The organism is Ruegeria profundi, assembly GCF_049800715.1.
Classification (GTDB): domain Bacteria; phylum Pseudomonadota; class Alphaproteobacteria; order Rhodobacterales; family Rhodobacteraceae; genus Ruegeria; species Ruegeria profundi_A.
Genome location: NZ_JBNAFO010000002.1, coordinates 165,978 through 182,285, shown reverse-complemented (window position 1 = coordinate 182,285; position 16,308 = coordinate 165,978). Strand labels below are relative to the sequence as shown.

The 16,308-nt window shown below is 58.6% G+C and carries 17 protein-coding genes and 1 tRNA gene; 8 read left to right on the top strand and 10 right to left on the bottom strand.

The annotated features are described in order from the left end of the window. Positions 1–41: 41 nt before the first annotated feature. On the top strand, positions 42–1,169 hold the full coding sequence (locus ACP15L_RS04755; protein ID WP_425083325.1) for an aminotransferase class V-fold PLP-dependent enzyme: 1,128 nt from the start codon (positions 42–44) through the stop codon (positions 1,167–1,169). 12 nt (positions 1,170–1,181) lie between these two features. Here the strand turns inward: ACP15L_RS04755 and ACP15L_RS04750 are convergent, their stop codons facing one another. The 3 genes from ACP15L_RS04750 to ACP15L_RS04740 form a co-directional block, all read right to left on the bottom strand. Continuing rightward, positions 1,182–2,378 (bottom strand): UbiH/UbiF family hydroxylase, encoded by a 1,197-nt coding sequence (locus ACP15L_RS04750; protein WP_425083324.1) that lies wholly within the window; start codon positions 2,376–2,378, stop codon positions 1,182–1,184. A 73-nt stretch (positions 2,379–2,451) separates the two neighbouring features. Then, positions 2,452–2,700: a hypothetical protein gene (locus ACP15L_RS04745; protein ID WP_170638952.1), complete on the bottom strand. Its 249-nt coding sequence runs from the start codon at positions 2,698–2,700 to the stop codon at positions 2,452–2,454. Positions 2,701–2,786: 86 nt separating this feature from the next. Beyond that, entirely contained in the window at positions 2,787–3,431 is a 645-nt protein-coding gene (locus tag ACP15L_RS04740; protein ID WP_425083323.1) for a pyrimidine 5'-nucleotidase, read from the bottom strand. Positions 3,432–3,531: 100 nt separating this feature from the next. Here ACP15L_RS04740 and ACP15L_RS04735 point away from each other — a divergent pair, with 100 nt between their 5' ends. Then, entirely contained in the window at positions 3,532–4,179 is a 648-nt protein-coding gene (locus tag ACP15L_RS04735) for a GntR family transcriptional regulator (RefSeq protein ID WP_170376422.1), read from the top strand. Here the strand turns inward: ACP15L_RS04735 and ACP15L_RS04730 are convergent. Together ACP15L_RS04730 and carA are read right to left on the bottom strand one after the other, a co-directional pair. Beyond that, positions 4,176–6,059 (bottom strand): glycosyltransferase, encoded by a 1,884-nt coding sequence (locus ACP15L_RS04730; protein ID WP_425083322.1) that lies wholly within the window; start codon positions 6,057–6,059, stop codon positions 4,176–4,178. The two genes, ACP15L_RS04735 and ACP15L_RS04730, sit on opposite strands and share 4 nt — an antisense overlap. A gap of 94 nt (positions 6,060–6,153) precedes the next feature. Then, positions 6,154–7,320 (bottom strand): glutamine-hydrolyzing carbamoyl-phosphate synthase small subunit, encoded by a 1,167-nt coding sequence (gene carA, locus ACP15L_RS04725; protein WP_425083321.1) that lies wholly within the window; start codon positions 7,318–7,320, stop codon positions 6,154–6,156. A 182-nt stretch (positions 7,321–7,502) separates the two neighbouring features. Between carA and ACP15L_RS04720 the strand changes: the two genes are divergently transcribed. Continuing rightward, positions 7,503–7,988, top strand: a complete 486-nt coding sequence (locus ACP15L_RS04720; RefSeq protein WP_170376437.1) for a GatB/YqeY domain-containing protein — start codon at positions 7,503–7,505, stop codon at positions 7,986–7,988. A 12-nt stretch (positions 7,989–8,000) separates the two neighbouring features. On the opposite strand, the gene ACP15L_RS04715 is transcribed toward ACP15L_RS04720, so the two are convergent. The 3 genes from ACP15L_RS04715 to ctaD form a co-directional block, all read right to left on the bottom strand. Next, complete coding sequence (locus tag ACP15L_RS04715) at positions 8,001–8,492, bottom strand: DUF2244 domain-containing protein (protein ID WP_425083508.1); 492 nt, start codon at positions 8,490–8,492, stop codon at positions 8,001–8,003. A gap of 44 nt (positions 8,493–8,536) precedes the next feature. Further along, a complete protein-coding gene (locus tag ACP15L_RS04710) occupies positions 8,537–9,136 on the bottom strand; it encodes a 2-hydroxychromene-2-carboxylate isomerase (RefSeq protein ID WP_425083320.1) in 600 nt (199 codons plus the stop codon). Positions 9,137–9,282: 146 nt separating this feature from the next. Further along, positions 9,283–10,941 carry a cytochrome c oxidase subunit I gene (gene ctaD / locus ACP15L_RS04705; RefSeq protein WP_170470015.1) on the bottom strand — a complete coding sequence of 553 codons (1,659 nt, stop codon included), beginning with the start codon at positions 10,939–10,941 and terminating at the stop codon, positions 9,283–9,285. Between the two features lie 307 nt (positions 10,942–11,248). Here ctaD and ACP15L_RS04700 point away from each other — a divergent pair, with 307 nt between their 5' ends. Beyond that, positions 11,249–11,665, top strand: a complete 417-nt coding sequence (locus ACP15L_RS04700; RefSeq protein WP_425083319.1) for an HIT family protein — start codon at positions 11,249–11,251, stop codon at positions 11,663–11,665. Between the two features lie 680 nt (positions 11,666–12,345). Here ACP15L_RS04700 and ACP15L_RS04695 read toward each other — a convergent pair. After that, positions 12,346–12,432 (bottom strand) — tRNA-Leu (locus tag ACP15L_RS04695). Between the two features lie 130 nt (positions 12,433–12,562). Here ACP15L_RS04695 and ACP15L_RS04690 point away from each other — a divergent pair. Both ACP15L_RS04690 and lipB read left to right on the top strand, forming a co-directional pair. Then, entirely contained in the window at positions 12,563–13,222 is a 660-nt protein-coding gene (locus ACP15L_RS04690) for a DsbA family oxidoreductase (RefSeq protein ID WP_425083318.1), read from the top strand. A gap of 39 nt (positions 13,223–13,261) precedes the next feature. Then, a complete protein-coding gene (lipB, locus tag ACP15L_RS04685; RefSeq protein ID WP_425083317.1) occupies positions 13,262–13,918 on the top strand; it encodes a lipoyl(octanoyl) transferase LipB in 657 nt (218 codons plus the stop codon). Here the strand turns inward: lipB and ACP15L_RS04680 are convergent. After that, on the bottom strand, positions 13,915–14,223 hold the full coding sequence (locus ACP15L_RS04680; RefSeq protein ID WP_170487624.1) for a DUF6476 family protein: 309 nt from the start codon (positions 14,221–14,223) through the stop codon (positions 13,915–13,917). The two genes, lipB and ACP15L_RS04680, sit on opposite strands and share 4 nt — an antisense overlap. Here ACP15L_RS04680 and ACP15L_RS04675 point away from each other — a divergent pair. Together ACP15L_RS04675 and rpoH are read left to right on the top strand one after the other, a co-directional pair. Then, the gene (locus ACP15L_RS04675; protein ID WP_425083316.1) at positions 14,222–15,256 is read left to right on the top strand and encodes an RluA family pseudouridine synthase; all 1,035 of its coding nucleotides are present in this window, start codon (positions 14,222–14,224) and stop codon (positions 15,254–15,256) included. The two genes, ACP15L_RS04680 and ACP15L_RS04675, sit on opposite strands and share 2 nt — an antisense overlap. Before the next feature lie 145 nt (positions 15,257–15,401). Beyond that, positions 15,402–16,298 carry an RNA polymerase sigma factor RpoH gene (rpoH, locus tag ACP15L_RS04670; RefSeq protein WP_170376464.1) on the top strand — a complete coding sequence of 299 codons (897 nt, stop codon included), beginning with the start codon at positions 15,402–15,404 and terminating at the stop codon, positions 16,296–16,298. Positions 16,299–16,308 lie beyond the last annotated feature (10 nt).

Below are 16,308 nucleotides of genomic sequence, written 5' to 3'. Positions count from 1 at the left end.
TGTGTTGAAGGTGCCGTCAACACTGATTGAAAGGACATCAAATGCCCGCCTTGCTGGATTCCATCGACCCAAACGGCCTCGAAGAATTTTCGGTTGTGTTCACGGACCGATCCCTGAATCACATGTCTGCAAGCTTTCAGCAGGTGATGCGCGATATCTCGGGCATGCTGAAACAGGTCTACAATGCGGATGGCGTTGCCATCATCCCCGGTGGTGGCACCTATGGGATGGAGGCCGTGGCCCGTCAATTTGCCCGTGATGCCAATGTCTTGGTGGTGCGCAACGGGTGGTTTTCCTACCGTTGGAGCCAGATTATCGAAAACGGCGCGCTGACCGGATCGGTCACGGTGATGAAGGCGCGTGAGACCGGTAATGACAGTCCTTCGCCGTTTGCGCCCGCACCGATTGACGATGTGGTTGCGGCGATCCGCGAGCAGCGCCCGGATGTGGTGTTTGCCCCGCATGTGGAAACCTCGGCCGGGGTGATTCTTCCGGATGACTATGTCTCGGCCATGGCTGCGGCCGCGCATGAGGTCGGCGCGCTGATGGTTCTGGATTGCATAGCGTCAGGCTGCGTGTGGGTCGACATGAAGGCGACCGGTGTGGATGTGCTTATCTCGGCCCCCCAGAAAGGGTGGAGCGCGTCGCCTTGTGCCGGTTTGGTCATGCTCTCGGACCGGGCCGAGGCTCGGTTGCAGGACACCCAGTCCGACAGCTTTGCCATCGACCTCAAGAAGTGGCGGCAGATCATGCAGGCCTATGAGGACGGCGGTCATGCTTATCACGCGACCATGCCAACCGACGCGCTGCGCGCGTTCCGCGATACGATGGCCGAGACACAGGACTACGGTTTTGAGAAACTGCGTAAGGCGCAATGGGCCTTGGGAAATGGCGTGCGCGCGATGCTGAAGGACAAGGGCATCGTTTCGGTCGCGGCGGAAGGCTTTGGCGCTCCGGGCGTTGTGGTCAGCTATACGGCTGATCCCGAGATCCAGAACGGCAAGAAATTCGCCGCTTTGGGGATGCAGATCGCGGCTGGTGTGCCTCTGCAATGTGATGAGCCTGCCGGTTTCAGCACCTTCCGGTTGGGTCTGTTCGGTCTCGACAAGCTCTACGACGTCGATGGTACGATTGCGCGTTTGAAGCGCGTGTTGGATCAGGTTCTGTAAGCCACTAGGGCCTCAGCGCATGCCGAGGCCCATCTGCATCAACGTCTTGCGCACCGGCGCCATGGAATAAAGCGCGTTGAGGCCCATAGCACGCGCGTCCCTCAGGGGCCGCGCCTCAAGCATAGAGGTGCGGTTCAGAAGGTCGATGCCTTTGACCCGCAGTTCGATCTCGGTATGGCGGGCTTTGTGGTAGGCCTCAAGCATCTGTGCGTCGCCCAGACCTTCTGGCCGGGCCTGTGCGAGGTCCAGCAGAGTACGCAGATCGCCCAATGACATGTTCAGACCCTGCGCGCCGATGGGCGGCACGACATGCGCGGCTTCGGCCATCAGGGCAATACGTTCGCCCGACAGCCGTTCGGCGGATTGGCTGATGATCGGCCAGATTGTGCGGCGTGAGGCCAGCTTCAAAGGTCCGAACAACCCGCAGGAGCGTTCTGTCATCGCGGCCTCAAAGGCGTCCGCGTCGAGGTTCAGCAGTTCGACCGCGCACGGGCCCCGCTCCATCCAGACGATGGCCGACGATGCTTGACCCTGCCAATCGGGCAAGGGCACCAGGGTGAATGGCCCGCCAGAGCGGTGGATCTCGGTCGAGACATTCTCATGCGCAATGGGGTGTGTCACCGCAAAGGCCAGGGCCTTTTGGCCGTAACGCGTGGTGTGAACGGAAATCCCGGCGGCTTCACGCATCGGTGAGTCGCGCCCGTCCGCGGCGATCACCAACTTGCAGCGGATGCGGCTGCCGTCGCTCAGCCCCACACGGGCCTCGGCGGTGCGAGTGAACAGGCTGACCGTCGCGGTGCCGGGGCGGAAATCGACATTGGGCAGTTCCGACAGGTGGGCAACCATCTCGCGCCGCAGCAGCCAGTTGGGCAGATTCCAGCCAAAGGGTTGCTCGGAAATGTCCGAGGCGTTGAAATCCCGCACAACGCGCGGTTCGGGAATGTCGCCGCCTGCGTCGACGATCCGCATAACTTGCAGCGGGGCCGCGTGGCTGTCCAGCCGGTCCCACAATCCGCATTGTTCAAGCAAAATGCGGGAGGGTTGCAGAAACGCGGTGGTCCGCAGGTCGGAGCCATCCACGTCGCGTTCGGTGATCGGTGGTGTTGGGTCCACGCAGACCACGTTGAACCCGGCGGCGCCGAATGCGGCGGCAGCGGTCAGCCCGGCGATGCCGCCGCCGGAAATCAGGATGTCACAGCTGTCTGTCATGGCGCTTTCTCCGTTCCCGGCAAAACCTAGTTCGGTTCATGCCTCTGCGCCAAGCGACATCCTGTCCCGCGTGTCAGCCGCGTGAAATCAGGATGAGGACCAGAAACATCACCGGAACCATCATCAATGCGGGGATGTATAGGCCCGGCAGGCCAAACAGCAATGCTGAACAGCCCCACATGCTGACAATCGCAACAGCGGTATAGCCCAGATCCTCGGGGCGGCCATCGGCCACGTCGCGGGCCATCCAGCCAAAGAGGGGAATTGCAAAGAGAAGGCGTTGCCAAATCGGCAGGCGCTGCGGCATCATGGTCGCGGTCATCGGGGTCTCCGTTCTGTTCATCGCAGACCGGCATATAGGGATGATTTTGCAGCTGCAGAATATACAGATCGTCGCAGTGTGACAGCCTATCGCAGGCGGGCGAGGAAGGCGGTCAGATCGTCGGTATGATGGTGGATATGATCGGCATCATGCGGGTCGGGTGCGACGTGAACCGTGCGCATTCCCATCTCATGCGGAGCGGCCAGATTGCGCGGGTCATCTTCGAACATCGCGGCCGCCTCAGCTGTGATTCCGTCCTGTGCAAAGATTGCTTCGAACGCGGCCTTTTCGGGTTTGGGACGATATCCGGCATGCTCGACCCCGTAGATGGCATCGAACAGACCATTCAGCCCGCGCGCCTCAAGGACGCGCTCGGCATAAGGTGCGCTGCCATTGGTGTAGACGATGCGGCGACCGGGCAGGGCGCGTATGTGGTCGGCCAGTTCGGTGTCCGGGTCCATATGGCTCAAGTCGACTTGGTGAACCGCATGCAGGTAAGGGTCGGGGTCCAGATCATGCTCGGCCATTAAACCAGCCAGAGTGGTTCCGTATTCACGCCAGTAGTGCCCGCGCAGACGGTCAGCCTCGGCCCGGTCGACGCCAATCGCTTGAACGACGTAATCCGTCATCAACACCTCGATCTGATCGAACAGGCGCATCTGTGGCGGGTAGAGGGTGTTGTCCAGATCGAACACCCATTGCGTGACGTGGCTGAAGGACGGTTTAACCATGCCTTGGGTGTAGGGCGCTGCGGGAGGGTTTTCAATGCCGCACTTGATTGCAGACGGTCAGGACGGATAGACAGGTCCGAACGAGGAGACCAATCGCCCCATGCCCCAATCCAGACACCCCAGCAAAGACGCGTATACGCTTATACTCGACGCCATTGATGTCGGTATCTACAAGCCCGGAGATCGTCTGGTCGAAAGCGAATTGGCCGAACGGTTCGGTGTATCCCGCACCCCCATTCGCGAGGCGCTGCAACGTCTGGAAACGCAATCTCTGTTGGAACGGGACGGGCGGTCGCTGATCGTGGCCTCCCTGAACCACAACCAAATGGCCGAACTTTACATCGTGCGGCGCGAGTTGGAGGGGCTGGCCGCAAGCCTCGCTGCTAAACATGCGACCGAGGAAGAAATTCGCGTATTGCAGGAGATGGTCGCAGAGGATGATGCGCTGGTCGATGATCCGGCGGCTCTGTCGCGCGCGAATCGACGGTTTCATGAGCAGATCCATTTGGCCTCACACAACCGCTACCTGGTGCAGCAACTGGACCTTGTGCATCGCACCATGGCGCTGATGGCGACCACGTCTCTGGCGGCGCAAGGGCGCAGTGAAATTGCGCAGAGCGAACATAAGGGTATCGTAGAAGCCATCGCTGCACGGGACGAAGAGGCTGCAGCGAAAGCGCTGAAGGAGCATATTTCGGTCGCGTTCATGACCCGTCTGAAACAGGATGCAATCCGGCGCGACGGCTAGACCTCTTGAGGCGGCAGGTCCTCAGAGGCCTGCCCGTGTTGGGTTTTGTCCCAAAAGAACGGTTTGGCGGCCAGTTCCCATAACGCTTTGTAGGCCGCCACGACCCCCAACGGGAAATATAGGATCATCGTAGGCACCCAGGGTAGCAGGAACCGTCGCTCTTTCGCCCAGACGGCGATTACGCCGATGATGAAGTTCAACACTTCTGCGGCCAGAAACAGCCAGATCAGGGTTTTGAAGGTCTGCATCGGGATCACCTGCAGGAACGGGTTGTTCAGCCCCAGCGTGGTCAGCCAGAACATCCACAAGACAGGGGCCAGCAGAAACTGCCCAACCGTGCCCATGAAAAACGCCTGAACACCGATGAATTTCAGCGGTCCCAGATCCCGCAGTAGGCGCAACGGCGCGCGCATATGGACAAGGTAGGTGACCATGAAGCCTTTGAGCCAGCGCGAGCGTTGCTTGACCCAGGGCAAGGCGCGAAAGTTGGCCTCTTCATAGGTGGTGGTGTTCACGATCTCGGTCCGGTAGCCGGCGCGGCAGAGGCGCACGCCCAGATCGGCATCCTCGGTCACGTTATGGGCGTCCCATCCGCCAAGCTCCAGCAGCTTGTCGCGGCGAAAGAAAAAGGTCGTGCCGCCCAGAGGGACCACGAAACCCAGTTTGGCGATCCCCGGAAGAATAACGCGGAACCAGCTATTATATTCGATTGTAAAGCAGCGAGAGCGCCAGTTGGTGCGCGGGTTGTAGTAGTCCAGCGCGCCTTGTAGGCAGACGACTTCGGGCGCGGCCTGCGTGAAATGATCAACGACCCGCTCGATCTGATCGGGCTGCGGGGCGTCCTCGGCATCCCAGACCCCCAGAATGTCGCCCCGACAGAAATCCAAAGCGTAGTTCATGGCGCGAGGTTTGGTGGTCAGGCCGTTCAACTCGGGCACTTCGATGGTTCGGATCCAACTGGGAAGGTCAACCTTTGACAAGGTGTCCCGTGTGACATCGTCCTTTTCCTCTAGCACCAAAATCACGTCCAACAGCGCTTTGGGGTAGGTCAGGCGCTGAAGTCGCCGGATCAACGCGCCTGCGATCTCACGCTCTTTGTACAAAGGCACCATGATCGACACGCAGGGTTGTCGCAGAGCGGTCACCGGCGAGGAGGGGGCGGGCTGCGGGCGCAGGTTTTGGTGGGCAAAAGCCAAGAGGCCTAAGAACCGCATGATCATGAACATCAGCAGCGACACCACAGCCGCCGTCGCCAGAACAGCCATTCCCGTCAGCGGAAACGAAACGAAAGCCAGCAGCGCCAGCACCACAATGCTCGCGCTGCGGGTCCGGCTCCAGGCGGTCCAGGTGCGGCAGCTTTGATCCTCGGTCACGCGGGCCTCGGCATTTTGGGCCAACTGGTCCGAGAAGATCTGCGCAATCGAGCGGTCGATCTGATCGGCAGCGGCGACAACCGGAACGATGGTCAAATCGCCGCCCGCCATTTCGGCCGATACCGTGGCAAAGCGATCCGGGCGCGCGGTGGCGACAAATAGAAACGGACCGATCCGTAGCCAAGGGATCACATTGTGGCGAAGCCAGAACTCCATGGGTTTGAGAGCGCTTAGCTCAGCAGAAGGCGGGGTCTGCACCAGATCGGCGATCTGCAGGTTGGTTTGCGCGGACAAAGCGGCCAGAACGTCTTTGCGGCTGGCCCAGCCCTCACTCACCAGAATTTCTCCGAGAGGAGCGTTCTGGCGGGCCTGAAGGTCCAACGCGTGATCCAGTTGGTCCTGCGTGATCACCCCGGCATCAACCAGACACGCCCCTAAGGGTTTGCGAAGCTCAGGCGACGGGATCGGATGTGTTGCAGAGATTTGTTGTGCGTTCAAATCAACCATGAAAGAAAAACCCCGACGCCTTTTGTTGGCGTCAGGGTTGAACGACTAAGGTTAACGCGCGGTTAACTCTGATAAACACACGGAATTTTGGTGTTTATGCCTGTGCTTTTGCGTCCGCCATTGCGCTGGAAAAACGCTCGAACAGATAGAAACTGTCCTGCGGTCCGGGGGAGGCCTCGGGGTGGTATTGAACCGAATACACCGGGCGGTCGGTCATACGGATGCCGCAGTTGGAGCCGTCAAACAACGAACGGTGCGTTTCAACCACGCCGTCGGGCAGCGACTGCGCGTCGACCGCAAATCCGTGGTTCATCGAGGTGATCTCGACCTTGCCGGTTTCCAGATCCTTGACCGGGTGGTTCGCGCCGTGGTGGCCGTGGTTCATCTTGACGGTCTGCCCGCCAAGCGCCAAGGCCAGCATCTGGTGACCGAGGCAAATACCGAACACCGGCAGCTTGGTGGTGTCGAGGATCTCCTTGATCATCGGTACGGCATATTCGCCTGTGGCCGCCGGATCGCCGGGGCCGTTGGACAGGAACACGCCATCAGGCTCATGGGCCAGAACCTCGGCCGTTGTCGCGGTTGCTGGCAGAACGGTCACGTCACATCCGGCAGACGCCAGGCAGCGCAGGATGTTGCGCTTTGCGCCAAAATCAAGGGCGACAACCTTGTGGGCAGGGGCCTCTTGCCGCTGGTAGCCGTCTGGCCAGGCCCAACGCATCTCATCCCAGCGGTAGCTTTGGGCGCAGGTGACGTCTTTCGCGAGATCCATCCCTTCAAGCCCGGCAAAGCCGCGTGCGGCGGACACCAGCGCTTCGATATCGAAGTTACCTTCGGGGTCGTGGGCCAATGCGACATGCGGCGCACCCTGCTGGCGGATTGCGCGGGTAAGGCGGCGGGTGTCGATGCCACCGATCGCGATACGGCCACGACGCTCCAGCCAGCCCTTCAGCTCTTCAGCCGAGCGCCAGTTTGACGGCTCTGTCGGGTCCCATTTGACGACCATGCCCGCAGCCACCGGATCGCCGGTTTCGTCGTCTTCAGGGTTCACGCCGACATTGCCGATATGCGGGAAAGTGAAGGTGACAATCTGCCCGGCATAGGAGGGGTCGGTCATGATCTCTTGATAACCGGTCATGGCAGTGTTGAAGCACAGCTCGGCCACGGTCTGTCCGGTGGCGCCGAAGCCCATTCCGTAGAACAAAGTTCCGTCGGCCAAAGCCAGACATGCGGTGGGCTTGGACGGGGCGTTCTGGGCCATGGCACAACTCTCCTGCAGGTAAATCGGCGCATACCTAAGGGGGTTATACGTTCGGGTCAAGTCTGATCATTTTTTAGGCTATCTTTGTTTTTCAATAGGTTAGCGGTATTCACCCCCTGTTGTGTCACGCTTTTTGTTTGGATATGTTCGGGGTTCCTTTGTCATGGGGATGGACAAACCATATGGACATGCGATCACGGGTGAATGCCGCCCTGAAGCAAGCGATGAAAGACAAGGCGGCCGAGAGGCTGTCGACTCTGCGGTTGATTAATGCTGCGATCAAGGATCGCGATATCGCCGCGCGCGGCTCGCAAAACGAAGAGGCCAAGGGCTGCGGTGACGCCGAGGTTCTTGAAATTCTTGGTAAAATGACCAAGCAGCGCAAGGAAAGCGCCCGCGCCTATGAAGAGGGCGGACGTCTGGATCTGGCGGAACGGGAATTGCTGGAAGTCTCGGTGATCGAGGAGTTCTTGCCCAAGCAGTTGGATGACGATGAGGTCTCGAAAGCGATTCAGACCGCCATCACCGCGACCGGGGCGGGCTCGATCCGCGATATGGGCAAGGTGATGGGCGAGCTGAAAACGCGCTACACCGGTCAGATGGATTTCGGCAAGGTTGGTCCGATGGTTAAAGACCATCTGTGTGCCGCCTCGAACGGCGACTGCTGAGACTGAACCCCTTTACTGCGCGGCTGGTCCGCGCAGTTTTGCTATCAGGTCGTCATAGAGGGTGATCCGTTCATCCTCGGATAGAAACGCGCCAATCTCGACCTCGCGACCGGCTCCGATCAGGGTCACGTAGTGCGGCACCGGCCCACCGGTTTCGTGCATCTCGGGGCGGGCCCAATACCGATTGCAAGACCATTCCTGCCGCTGTTTTCCCGGAGACTGATGAACGAGGCGCGCCTGTGAGCCGCTGAGGGTTAGAACCTCGACCGCGCTGCGCGCTCGGTAGTTCGTCTGGATCGCGAGCCACAGGCCCAGAACTGTCAGCAACAGGAAGGGCAGCAACCCCCACAAGACTATCGACCCCAGCATGGCCAGAACGGGAATAAGGCCGAACGTGAAGACTGACAGGATCACGATCATCGCGCCACGCGGGGGCAATGAGTTATGCGGCCAAAGGCGCAATTCCTGTTCTGTGTCCGAGGTATGATTCCACTGATAGGGCATAACGGAAAAATAGCGCAAAGTTATGTGCTGTCTAAGGTTAAAGATCACACGACGTGGCCAACCCGCACCCAGGACAGCGCGTCGTCCAATCTGTCATCGCCCCAGAATACTTCGCCCCTTACGACAAGGCTGGGTGCGCCGAAAACGCCGAGGCGTTTTGCGTGTTCGGTCTCAGCCTCCAGTGCCGCAACGGCATCGGGGCTGCGCGCGCGAGAAAGGACAAGGCGGGGATCTTGCTGGCACCGCAAAAGGGCCTCGGATACGGCGGTCTCACTGCCCGCTTCGACGCCGTCTTCAAACCAGATCCGATAGAGGTTCTGGGTGAAATCCTTGCCCCAACCTTCATTCATTCCGAGTAGGGCGATCTGATTGGCCAGAGGCAAGTCCGAAATGGGGTAGGGCGCAGGCAGCTTTGCGTGGATATGATACTTGGCGGCCCTGCGTTCGATATCACGCCACATATAGGCAGATTTCACCGGCTTGCCGGCAAAGGGTACGTTCTGCTGTTCGGACATCACGCTGCGCACGTTGAACGGACGCCAACGCACTGAGGCGTCGTTCTCAGTGCACCAATCATCAAGGCGCATGATCGTCAGAAAGCTGTATGTGCTGCCGATCGAATACCAAAAGTCAATTTCGGGCATCTGGATCCTCCCCGGATTGCCGGATGAGTTTCCCTTACCAGAATAGCCTATTTTGCCCGATCTGGCGATGTGTTGTTCCAAAAGGTGAATGCGCAAAGAAAAACCCCGCCGGGATGGCGGGGTTTTCTTGGTTTCTCAGCCTGGGCTTAGTGCGCGTGGCCTTTGTCCCAGTCTTCCTGCTTTGGCAGCTGCTCGAACGTGTGTTCGGGCGGCGGCGTCGGCAGGGTCCATTCCAGCGTATCCGCGTACTCGTTCCACGGGTTCGGACGTGTTTCTTTTGCGCCGCGGAAGAGGGCGTAGAACACGATGCCGAAGAACAACAGGAACGAAGCGAAGGACACAAATGCACCGATCGACGACACGAAGTTCCACTGAGCGAATGCCTCAGGGTAGTCGATATAGCGGCGCGGCATGCCCTGGCGGCCCAGGAAGTGCTGCGGGAAGAAGGTCAGGTTGGCGCCGATGAAGAACATCCAAAAGTGAACCTTTCCCCAGAACTCCGAGTACTGACGACCGGTCATCTTCGAGAAGTAGAAGTAGACGCCAGCGAAGATCGCAAAGACGGCACCCAAGCTCATTACATAGTGGAAGTGCGCCACAACGTAGTAGGTGTCGTGATAGGCACGGTCGATACCGGCTTGCGACAAAACCACGCCTGTCACACCGCCAACGGTGAACAGGAACAGGAAGCCGAAGGCAAACAGCATCGGTGTCTTGAACTCGATTGAGCCGCCCCACATAGTGGCGATCCACGAGAAGACCTTAACACCAGTCGGAACCGCAATGACCATCGTGGCCAGCATGAAATAGGCCTGTTGACGTAGCGACATGCCAACGGTGTACATGTGGTGCGCCCAAACGACGAAGCCCAGAACACCGATCGCGATGATTGCCCAGACCATCGGCAGGTAACCGAAGATCGGCTTGCGTGCGAAGGTCGCAATAACGTGGCTGATGATGCCGAAGCCGGGCAGGATCACGATGTACACTTCCGGGTGGCCGAAGAACCACAGGATGTGCTGATACAGGATCGGGTCACCGCCACCGGCCGGATCAAAGAATGTGAAGCCGAAGTTGCGGTCCATCAGCAGCATGGTGATCGCGCCGGCCAGAACGGGCAGCGAAAGCAGAATCAGCCACGAAGTGACGAAGATTGACCAGCTAAACAGCGGCACCTTGAACAAGGTCATGCCCGGGGCACGCATGTTCAGGAAGGTGGTGATCATGTTGATCGCGCCCAGAATCGATGACGCACCCGAGACGTGTACGGCGAAGATTGCAAGGTCCATGGACATGCCGCCCTCGGTCGTCGACAGCGGTGGGTAGAGGACCCAGCCCACGCCTGAACCCAGCTGGTCGTTACCGCCGGGGCTGAGCAGCGAGGCCACACCCAGAGAGGTACCAGCGACATAAAGCCAGAAGGACAGGTTGTTCATTCGCGGGAACGCCATATCTGGCGCGCCGATCTGCAACGGCATGAAATAGTTGCCAAATCCACCGAACAAGGCAGGGATGACAACGAAGAACATCATCAGAACACCGTGATAGGTGATCATCACGTTCCACAGATGGCCGTTAGGTGTACATGGATCGGCCATGAAGCCTTCCAGGCACATGTACTGAACACCGGGGTGCATCAGCTCAAGCCGCATGTAAACGGTCATCGCCACCGAGATGAACCCGGCGATAGCCGAGAAGATCAGGTAGAGAATCCCGATGTCCTTGTGGTTGGTCGACATGAACCAGCGCTGAAAGAACGAGCGCTCGTCTTCATGATCGTGGCCATGAATGGCTGCGTCTGCCATTTTAGGTGCCTCCTGTTGCAACTACGCCGCGCAACCAGACCTCTCCGGTGCGCGGGATTACTGCTGGTTTTAGATTGCGTTGAGGTTGCCTTCAATGGCCGAGTTTGATCTGGATCAAGAATAATTGTCGCGGGCAGAGCGCTGCGCCGCGAATTCAGATCAACGATGGGTCGAACCTGGCTATTTCATCCCAGCTTTCAAGAGGTCACGCAGGTTCGTCATCCTGAATCGGCCGAGTTCCGCCTTGACCGACGCACGTTCGAACCGCAGAACTCCTTTGAACCCATTGCAAATTCAGAGGCCCGACATGTCAGCATATGATCCGGACAATATTTTCGCCAAAATCCTGCGCGGCGAAATCCCCTCGACCCGCGTATACGAAGATAATGAGACGCTGGCGTTCATGGACATCATGCCTCGTGCCGATGGTCATTTGCTGGTCATCCCGAAAACTCCATGCCGCAATGTGCTGGACGCCACGCCCGAGCAGTTGAATGCCGTTATGGCGACAGTTCAGAAACTGGCCCTCGCTGCCAAGCGGGCGTTCGACGCCGGTGGGGTGACCATTCAGCAGTTCAACGAAGCCGCAGGCGGGCAGGAGGTCTTCCACCTGCATTTCCACATTCTGCCCCGACATGAAGGTGAACCCCTGCGCGCACCCGGCAAGATGGGAGATTTCGAAGTGATCGCTAAACACGCCGAGCAGATCAAGGCGGCGCTCTAGCTCTCGGCGATGCGGGAATTCGGGTATCGGGCCGTCCGAACTGCCTTAAGCATAGCCCGGAAACGAAATTGCCGTTCCGATTTGGGGTCGGAACGGCAGACTCGTACTCATACACATTACGGGTCACCGGAGCAGATCCGGGTTACCGGTTAACATACCACTCACTCAAGACTGGTAGGACAATGTTACTCTTTAACCGGGCGAATGTATGCCGGTTTAATGGAATTTGGTTAAGCTTTTACTTAAATGGCCACAATTGCTGTCGAATATTGCAGGGTTGAAATGACCGATAGCTGCAGCTTGGAAACAGAGGGGCGCGTGCGCAGGGATTGTACGTGGATTTGGGCGCCTCGGCGATTCGATCAGGGCATTTGATGCGCTAGGCTCAGGACCAATAGCCAATAGGGAAAGAGTCCGACGAACGCGGTTGCGGACAGGAATGCCTTTGGGCGCTTGTCGTACCTTAATGCCACGCGCCGCAAGTCCTTCAGCCTGCTAAACAAGATCGCGTATCTGGGTGCCTGGGACAACCTTCTTGGAGCTAAAGTCGTTTTGTTGTGCGACAGTCAGAAAACAAAGGCGCTGCAATGGTGATCCGTCAAAGACGGACGAAAAGCTACTCTCAAGTTACTTAGAATAGTCGCGGCATCGAGGGAAAACAGCCAAGCTATTGTTTTTGTTGGTGCGGTCGAGAAGACTCGAACTTCCACGGGAGTTACCCCACAGCGACCTCAACGCTGCGCGTCTACCAATTCCGCCACGACCGCACTGCCAATGACTTGGTAGCGCGGCGTATAGACCCTTGGAACCCGGATGTGAAGAGGCAAAAGCGCGTTGGTTTAAATTCAGTACCGGCATTCATATGTGTATCAGCCAACCACCCTGTAGGAGCCCCCGATGACCACCCCGGATACCCGCCCCGTTGTTCAGATTGATGTTGTCTCTGATGTTGTATGTCCTTGGTGTATCGTCGGCTTCAAGCAGCTTGATCAGGCGCTGCAGCAGCAAAACGTACTCGCGCGGCTCAGGTGGCATCCGTTCGAACTGAACCCGCAGATGTCAGCCGAAGGGCAGAACCTGCGCGAACACATCATGGAGAAATACGGCAGCACCGCCGAACAAAGCGCACAGGCGCGCGAGAGGCTGACCTCGATTGGGGCAGAGCTTGGCTTTGCTTTCAATTTCACCGACGACAGCCGCATGGTGAACACGTTCCTGGCGCATCAGTTGTTGGACTGGGCCGAGGGGCAGGGGCGGCAGCACCCCCTGAAGCTTGCGCTTTTCGAAGCATATTTCACGGATCAAAAGGATGTTTCTGACATCGATGTACTGGCAGACGCGGCTGAGGCGGCCGGGTTGGACCCGCAAGCCGCGCGGGCGGCTTTGGCATCCGGGGATCATCAGGCTCCGGTGCGAGAGAAACAGCAATTTTGGACCAGCCGCGGGATTTCCGGCGTACCCTCAATGGTATTTGCCGGGAAATACCTGACGACAGGGGCGCAAGGGGTCGAGACGTACGCCAATATCCTCAAGCAATGTCTGGAAGAGGCCGCGTGACCTCTTTCCCCCAACCGACCGGCACGGTATGAGGCAAGCATGGAATGGAAGATCTCAGACGGGCTGACCGACTACCAAGAGGCCGTCGCCTATATGGAGGCGCGCGTGGCGGCTATTGCGGCAGGCGAGGCTGACGAATGCGTCTGGCTGCTGGAACACCCGCCCCTTTACACGGCAGGTACGTCTGCGCGACCCGAGGATCTGACTGACCCTGACCGGTTCCCTGTCTATGAGAGCAAGCGTGGCGGGGAATACACCTATCACGGCCCCGGTCAGCGCGTCGCCTACGTCATGCTCGACTTGAACAAGCGAGGCCGCGATGTGCGTCTATTCGTTAAACAGCTCGAAACCTGGGTGATCGCCGCATTGGATGAGTTCAACGTAAAAGGCGAGATACGCGACGGGCGCGTTGGCGTTTGGGTGCAGCGAGACGACAAACCGCTGACAATCACCGGACAACCCGAGGAAGACAAGATCGCCGCTATTGGTCTGCGCCTGCGCAAATGGGTCAGCTTTCACGGCATCTCGATCAATGTCGAACCTGAGCTGGACCATTTCTCGGGCATTGTGCCCTGCGGCATTCGGGAGCACGGCGTGACATCGCTGGTTGACTTGGGGTTGCCGGTGACCATGGCAGATGTCGATACTGCCCTGCAAAAGACCTTTGCGGAAGTATTCGAACAAGCCGACGCCTAGGGCTCCAGCACTATCTCTTGCCGTAGTTTTGCGGTGGTTTTGTCGAAGATCAGGATGCGGTTGTCGTCGGTAACGACGGCATACCAGTTGTTCCCGATCGTTACCGCTTGTGCTTTGGCGCCATCCGGCAGTTCGATCTGATCGGGCAGGGTTGGGGTCCGGTCCGATAGCCGGATGACAATCAGTGCGAATGTCACTAGAACCCCGCCAATCATCACCGCGGTCAACAGCATGACCATGCGCCGAAGCAGCCTCAGCTGCGGCGTTTCCTGCGGTTCTTCTTGGGGTTCGGAAGGGACAGTCATGGGCACCCGACAGGTTGAGTTTCAGATCGCGGCCGCTCCGCCGCCTCGCCTTGATAAGGCGCTTTCGCGGGATGTACCAGCCGAGGAAAACCTGTCGCGCACCCGTTTGGCCCGTTTGATCGAAGAGGGCTCGGTTCTGGTCGAGGGTGCTGAGGTGCGCGATCCGAAGGTCAAGGTGGCGGAAGGCGCCACGGTGGTCATCACGGTCGCTGAGGCTGAAGACAGCCATATCGGCCCCGAGGATATCCCGCTGGACGTGGTCTTCGAGGATGACGACCTGATTGTGGTGAACAAACTGGCGGGGATGGTCGTACATCCTGCGCCAGGCTCGCCGAGTGGAACGCTCGTGAATGCGCTGCTTCATCATTGCGGGGCAGACTTGTCCGGGGTCGGCGGGGTCAAACGACCCGGCATTGTCCACCGGATCGACAAGGAAACCAGTGGGCTTCTAGTGGTCGCCAAGTCGGATGCAGCTCACCACGGGCTTGCGGCGCAATTCGAGGCGCATAGTGTTGAACGCTACTACCGGGCGGTTTGCTACGGGGTGCCCGATGCCAATGACCCGCGCTTGCGGGGTGTCAAAGGCGTCAGTTTCGAGCCGGGCAATATCATGCGCCTGACCACTCAGCTTGCCCGACACAAGACCGACCGTCAGAAACAGGCGGTTCTGTTTCACGGAGGGCGGCACGCGGTGACGCGGGCGCGTGTGGTTGAAACATTTGGTGCCCCGGCTGGGCTGGCACTGATCGAATGCTGGCTGGAAACAGGGCGCACCCATCAGATTCGCGTGCATATGGCCCATGCAGGTCATGGTCTGGTCGGCGATCCGGTCTATGGCGGCAAACGCAAATTGGCAGCGAAAGCGTTCAGTGCGGCAACTTCTGAGGCCGTACGCGCCTTTCCGCGTCAGGCGTTGCATGCCGCCGTTTTGGGCTTTGAACATCCGGTAACCGGCGAAAACCTGCGATTTGAAGCGGATCTGCCGCAGGACATGCAGGACCTGATTGAAACGCTGCGCACCCCTTTGTCATAATATGCAAACTCCTGTGAGTAAGAGTTTCTTAGCTTTCCTTTACCCAAGCTTAATTTCAAACTGTTAACGGTACCTCTTGAAAGGGATGGGTTCCTTACCCATATCGTATGTTAAAGAGCTAAACATTTGTCGGAGGGACATCAAAATGGCAAATTACGCAAATCTCCCCGCGCCGACGCCTGAGGGCGGCCTGAACCGCTATATGCAGGAAATTCGCAAGTTTCCTCTGCTGGAGCCGGAAGAAGAATACATGCTGGCCAAGCGCTGGGTCGAAGAGCAGGACACCGAGTCCGCTCATAAAATGGTCACGTCGCATCTGCGTCTAGCGGCCAAGATTGCCATGGGCTATCGCGGCTATGGTCTGCCGCAGGCCGAGGTTATTTCCGAGGCCAATGTGGGCCTGATGCAGGCGGTCAAACGGTTCGACCCGGAAAAGGGCTTCCGTCTGGCTACCTATGCAATGTGGTGGATTCGCGCCTCAATCCAGGAATATATCCTGCGGTCCTGGTCACTGGTGAAGCTGGGCACGACCTCAGCGCAGAAAAAGCTGTTCTTCAACCTGCGCAAGGCCAAGGCGCGTATCGGTGCGTTGGAAGAGGGCGACCTGCGTCCTGAAAACGTCACTCAGATCGCCAATGATCTTGGCGTGACCGAGGAAGAGGTCATCAGCATGAACCGGCGGATGTCCGGCGGTGATGCCTCGCTGAACGCGACCGTCGGGTCCGAGGGCGAAGGCACCATGCAGTGGCAAGACTGGCTTGAGGATGAAGATGCCGATCAGGCGGGCGACTACGAAGCCCGTGATGAATTGGATGCTCGACGTGAGCTGTTGGCAGCCTCCCTTGAGGTGCTGAATGATCGCGAGAAGGACATCCTCACCCAGCGTCGCTTGATGGATCAGCCAGTGACTTTGGAAGAGCTCAGCACGCAATATAATGTGAGCCGCGAGCGTATTCGTCAGATCGAAGTCCGCGCGTTTGAGAAGCTGCAAAAGAAAATGCGCGATCTGGCCCGTGAAAAGGGAATGCTTGCAACCCGATAGATCCAAGGAT

What these genes read in the sequence shown, in the direction of transcription:
- carA (WP_425083321.1), bottom strand. Translation starts at nt 7,320, where the DNA reads ATGGCCCAGAACGCCCCGTCCAAGCCCACCGCATGTCTGGCTTTGGCC.
- ACP15L_RS04690 (WP_425083318.1), top strand. Translation starts at nt 12,563, where the DNA reads ATGACCACCCCGGATACCCGCCCCGTTGTTCAGATTGATGTTGTCTCT.
- ACP15L_RS04755 (WP_425083325.1), top strand. Translation starts at nt 42, where the DNA reads ATGCCCGCCTTGCTGGATTCCATCGACCCAAACGGCCTCGAAGAATTT.
- ACP15L_RS04730 (WP_425083322.1), bottom strand. Translation starts at nt 6,059, where the DNA reads ATGGTTGATTTGAACGCACAACAAATCTCTGCAACACATCCGATCCCG.
- ACP15L_RS04745 (WP_170638952.1), bottom strand. Translation starts at nt 2,700, where the DNA reads ATGACCGCGACCATGATGCCGCAGCGCCTGCCGATTTGGCAACGCCTT.
- ACP15L_RS04720 (WP_170376437.1), top strand. Translation starts at nt 7,503, where the DNA reads ATGGACATGCGATCACGGGTGAATGCCGCCCTGAAGCAAGCGATGAAA.
- ACP15L_RS04715 (WP_425083508.1), bottom strand. Translation starts at nt 8,492, where the DNA reads ATGCCCTATCAGTGGAATCATACCTCGGACACAGAACAGGAATTGCGC.
- ACP15L_RS04675 (WP_425083316.1), top strand. Translation starts at nt 14,222, where the DNA reads ATGGGCACCCGACAGGTTGAGTTTCAGATCGCGGCCGCTCCGCCGCCT.
- lipB (WP_425083317.1), top strand. Translation starts at nt 13,262, where the DNA reads ATGGAATGGAAGATCTCAGACGGGCTGACCGACTACCAAGAGGCCGTC.
- ACP15L_RS04740 (WP_425083323.1), bottom strand. Translation starts at nt 3,431, where the DNA reads ATGGTTAAACCGTCCTTCAGCCACGTCACGCAATGGGTGTTCGATCTG.
- ACP15L_RS04735 (WP_170376422.1), top strand. Translation starts at nt 3,532, where the DNA reads ATGCCCCAATCCAGACACCCCAGCAAAGACGCGTATACGCTTATACTC.
- ACP15L_RS04700 (WP_425083319.1), top strand. Translation starts at nt 11,249, where the DNA reads ATGTCAGCATATGATCCGGACAATATTTTCGCCAAAATCCTGCGCGGC.
- ctaD (WP_170470015.1), bottom strand. Translation starts at nt 10,941, where the DNA reads ATGGCAGACGCAGCCATTCATGGCCACGATCATGAAGACGAGCGCTCG.
- ACP15L_RS04750 (WP_425083324.1), bottom strand. Translation starts at nt 2,378, where the DNA reads ATGACAGACAGCTGTGACATCCTGATTTCCGGCGGCGGCATCGCCGGG.
- ACP15L_RS04710 (WP_425083320.1), bottom strand. Translation starts at nt 9,136, where the DNA reads ATGCCCGAAATTGACTTTTGGTATTCGATCGGCAGCACATACAGCTTT.
- rpoH (WP_170376464.1), top strand. Translation starts at nt 15,402, where the DNA reads ATGGCAAATTACGCAAATCTCCCCGCGCCGACGCCTGAGGGCGGCCTG.
- ACP15L_RS04680 (WP_170487624.1), bottom strand. Translation starts at nt 14,223, where the DNA reads ATGACTGTCCCTTCCGAACCCCAAGAAGAACCGCAGGAAACGCCGCAG.